Below are 3,905 nucleotides of genomic sequence, written 5' to 3' on the forward strand. Positions count from 1 at the left end.
TTGCCCATCAGGGTATCGAGCAGGATGACGCGCGGCTTGGCTTCCTGGAGATTGCGTGCGGTATCGAAGGCATCGAGCACGGCTTCGAGGTCATTGCCATCGACGCGTTGTACATGCCAGCCGAAGGCGGCCCACTTGTCGGCGAGCGGCTCGAAACCGAGGATCTTGGTGGAAGGACCATCGGCCTGCTGGTTGTTGATATCAACGGTACAGATCAGGTTGGACAGGCCATGGTGCGCAGCCGACATGGCGGCTTCCCAGGTGGAGCCTTCATCGAGTTCGCCATCGGACATCGAGTTGTAAACGAAGGCGGGGTTTTTCTTCTGGCGCAGGCCCAGAGCCATGCCCACGGCGATGATGAGGCCCTGGCCGAGCGAACCGCCGGAGATTTCCATGCCGGGAGTGTAGGTCGCCATGCCGGACATGGGCAGGCGGCTATCGTCGGAACCGTAGGTTTCCAGTTCATCTTCGGGGATGATGCCGGCTTCGATCAGCGCGGCGTAGTGGGCAATGGCGTAGTGGCCATGCGAGAGCAGGAATCGGTCGCGGCCTTCCCATTCCGGTTCATCTGGCTTGTACGTCATGGCATGGCCGTAAGCGACGGCCAACATGTCGGCAATACCCAATGCCTGTCCGATGTAACCCTGGCCCTGCACTTCACCCATGCGCAGCGCATAGCGGCGGATGCGGTAAGCGCGTTCGGCAAGGTGGGCGACTAGTGCACCTTTTCCTGATGTATTCACGCAATTCTCCTCGTGCTGGTCTTGTTTGAACTCGTATCAGACCGGCCTTGGTTGTAACGCCGCCTGGATGATATTCATCGCTGCGGTCCGGTGTCGGAGCAATCATGTAGTTGTTGCTCTGCGAGTACGGAAAATATTATTCGCTTGTGTTTTTCGGCTCAAACGAATAAAAAGTAGCAATTGGTGAATTGTTTTCATGTGAATAATTACGATGAATCGCATCCCCCTCAAGGCAATTCAAGCGTTTGAAGCTGCTGCCAGATTGTCATCGTTTGCGCTGGCGGCTGAAGAGCTGTTTCTGACGCCTTCGGCGATCAGCCATCAAGTGAAGTTTTTGGAAGAGGCGATAGGTATTCGGCTGTTTCACCGCGTGCATCGCGCGGTGGTCCTGACCGATTCGGGCAGGCGTTATGCCGAGGAAATCAGTGCCGCATTTGCGGCGATCGATACGGCTACGCGGCAGGTGGGACGAGCGGAAAAAAGCGATATCCTGACCGTGCATTCGACTCCCAGTATCGCTGCCCAATGGCTGATGCCGCGTCTGGCGCGCTTTTCCGCGCTTTATCCGGATATCGATGTGCGCCTGCATGCATCGCCGGTTACGGCGGACCTGAGCACAGGCTCGGTGGATATCGATATCCGTTACAGCATGCGCAAGCTGCAACCTGCCGGCACGATGGTGTTGCCGTTTCCGCAGGAAACCATTGTGCCGTTGTGTTCCCAGGAATTGGCCAATGGCCCGAACCCGATCCGTCAGCCCGAGGATCTTTGCCACCATACGCTGATTCACAGCGAGTTAAGTCTGGTCGGCTGGCGCGATTGGTTGCGGCTGCATCGCAAGGTCAAACTGGATATTGCGCGCGGACCGCGTTTCGATCGCTCGTTCATGGCTATCAACGCTGCCGTTGACGGTCTTGGCGTCTGTCTGGAAAGTCTGTTGCTGGTGCAGCGTGAACTGGACAGTGGCCGTCTGGTGGCGCCACTGGGAACGGATGGACTGAAAGTGCAGGGCTATTCGCTCAATTTTCTGAAGTCGCGCGCGGAATTGCCCAAGATCCGCTGCTTTCAGGATTGGCTGTTTGAAGAGCTGACCAAATAGCGATTGCCGGGTGTTCAGGCCTCCTGGCAGACATCAACCCAGTTGCCGTCAACCAGTTCCAGCATGTGTTGCGGGGTGAGCCGTACCGCACTGTGAATGGCGCCGGCGGCTGGCAGCACCTCATCAAAATATTGCAGGGAAACATCCAGGTAGACCGGCAGATCGGTGGCCAGACCGAACGGGCAGACTCCGCCAACCGGATGGCCAGTCAGCGCTTCGACCTCATCGGCCGGTAGCATGCGGCCTTTGCCAAAGGTCTGCTTGAACTTGCGATTATCAATGCGTGCATCGCCACGCGCGACCACCAGCACGACTTTTTCCGGCAGGCGAAACGCCAGTGTTTTGGCAATACGCCCCGGTTCTACCCCATGCGCTTCGGCAGCGAGTTCGACAGTGGCCGTGCTGGTTTCCAGTTCAATGATCGGAATGTTGATGCCTTTGCGTTCAAAAAACTGGCGTACGGATACAAGGCTCATGATTGTGGGTGCTGTGGATGGGAATAGTCCGCAATCGTCGCGTTGCCTCCTGTTGGCGTCAAGAGGTAATGGGTGAGTATCCACGATTCGTGATGATTATGCGCTTGCCCATTGCCGGATCAATGGGCAAGGTATCAGATGATGTTTTGCAGGGAGTAAAAGATGAAATACATCGAATTGCCTTCAGGGGAAAAGGTGCCTGCGCTAGGGCAGGGTACCTGGTTCATCGGTGACAGTGCGGCAACGCGTTCGGAAGAAATTGCTACGCTGCGCGAAGGTATCGAGCGAGGCATATCCTTGATCGATACGGCAGAAATGTATGGTGAAGGGGCTTCGGAGCGCTTGGTCGGTGAGGCGATCAATGGCCTGCGCGACAAGGTTTTTCTGGTCAGCAAGGTCTATCCGCACAATGCCTCGGCCACGGGGGCCATAGCTGCCTGCGAGCGCAGCCTGCAGCGTCTGGGTACGGATCATCTGGATTTGTATCTGTTGCACTGGCGTGGGCGTATTCCGTTTGAGGAAACCCTGGAAGCCTTCATGCGACTGAAGGATGCAGGCAAGATCCGCCATTTCGGAGTGAGCAATCTCGATCTGGCAGACATGCAGGAATTTTGTGCTGCGCCAGGCGGATCACTGACCACCACCAATCAGTTGCTGTATAACCTGACCCGGCGCGGTATCGAATGGGATCTGTTGCCATGGTGCCGTCAGCACCGGATTCCGGTGATGGCCTATTCCCCGATTGAACAAGCACGGTTGCTGCGCCACCCTGCACTGGCGAGGTTGGCACAGCAGGCAGGCATGTCGGCGGCACAACTGGCATTGGGCTGGTTGCTGGCGCAAGACAATATCATCGCGATTCCCAAGAGCGGCCAACGCAAGCATATGCGCGAGAATGCTGCGGTGTTCGAGTATCCATTGAGCTCGCAGATCCTGGCTGAACTGGATCACCTGTTCCCGCCACCGGATGGCTGGAGCCCGCTGGAAATGCTGTAGCCAAGGCCATAGAGCAGTTTGACCGGATGTTCATTCGTCCGGTTTTTTTTCTGAATTGTTGGTGTGCTGGATGTGCTCACGCAGGATATTTTTCCCGCGCCGATAAAGCCAGGTTCCAAGCAGTGCGGCGGCGCCGTTGAAAAAAAGCGCCATGATCAGGCTGTTGGTTGCGGCACGTGAAGTCGGGCCAAGTGTGCCGATAAGGAAAATTGCCGCGAGGCCAAGTCCAACTATGCAGGCATAGCCAATCAGCAGGATTCCTCCAAACAGATAAAGATAGCCGCGGGTTGATGTACGCATGAGGTTTCCAGTTCAGCCGCGATTATAGAGGCATCCTGTGTCGCAACCAAACGGGCCGATATGGAATTCGGCAGAAGCGGGGCAAGTCAGTTCAAGAAAAAAGGCAGCGTCCGCCTTGCGGACACTGCCTCGATGGGTTTGGTAATGCTTTGATCAAGACTTGAGCGCGACGAGGACTTCTTCGAGCATCTTCTTGGCATCGCCAAACAGCATACGGTTGTTGTCCTTGTAGAACAGCGGGTTGTCCACGCCAGCGTAACCGGAGGCCATCGAGCGCTTCATCACGATCGA

The 3,905-nt window shown here is 56.4% G+C and carries 6 protein-coding genes; 2 read left to right on the forward strand and 4 right to left on the reverse strand.

The features are described 5' to 3' along the window. On the reverse strand, positions 1-743 hold a 743-nt coding region (locus AC0KVQ_RS16155), incomplete at its 3' end, for a transketolase (RefSeq protein ID WP_473422221.1). 211 nt (positions 744-954) lie between these two features. Here AC0KVQ_RS16155 and gcvA point away from each other — a divergent pair. Beyond that, positions 955-1,842 carry a transcriptional regulator GcvA gene (gene gcvA, locus AC0KVQ_RS16160; RefSeq protein WP_473422222.1) on the forward strand — a complete coding sequence of 296 codons (888 nt, stop codon included), beginning with the start codon at positions 955-957 and terminating at the stop codon, positions 1,840-1,842. A 14-nt stretch (positions 1,843-1,856) separates the two neighbouring features. Here the strand turns inward: gcvA and AC0KVQ_RS16165 are convergent, their stop codons facing one another. Next, positions 1,857-2,318 carry a YbaK/EbsC family protein gene (locus tag AC0KVQ_RS16165; protein ID WP_473422223.1) on the reverse strand — a complete coding sequence of 154 codons (462 nt, stop codon included), beginning with the start codon at positions 2,316-2,318 and terminating at the stop codon, positions 1,857-1,859. Between the two features lie 162 nt (positions 2,319-2,480). Between AC0KVQ_RS16165 and AC0KVQ_RS16170 the strand changes: the two genes are divergently transcribed. Beyond that, entirely contained in the window at positions 2,481-3,314 is an 834-nt protein-coding gene (locus tag AC0KVQ_RS16170) for an aldo/keto reductase (protein ID WP_473422225.1), read from the forward strand. A 30-nt stretch (positions 3,315-3,344) separates the two neighbouring features. Here the strand turns inward: AC0KVQ_RS16170 and AC0KVQ_RS16175 are convergent, their stop codons facing one another. After that, the gene (locus tag AC0KVQ_RS16175; protein WP_473422226.1) at positions 3,345-3,614 is read right to left on the reverse strand and encodes a hypothetical protein; all 270 of its coding nucleotides are present in this window, start codon (positions 3,612-3,614) and stop codon (positions 3,345-3,347) included. 153 nt (positions 3,615-3,767) lie between these two features. Continuing rightward, complete coding sequence (locus AC0KVQ_RS16180; protein ID WP_473422193.1) at positions 3,768-3,896, reverse strand: NAD(P)(+) transhydrogenase (Re/Si-specific) subunit beta; 129 nt, start codon at positions 3,894-3,896, stop codon at positions 3,768-3,770. Positions 3,897-3,905 lie beyond the last annotated feature (9 nt).

The organism is Formivibrio sp. oc-25 (assembly GCF_055810895.1).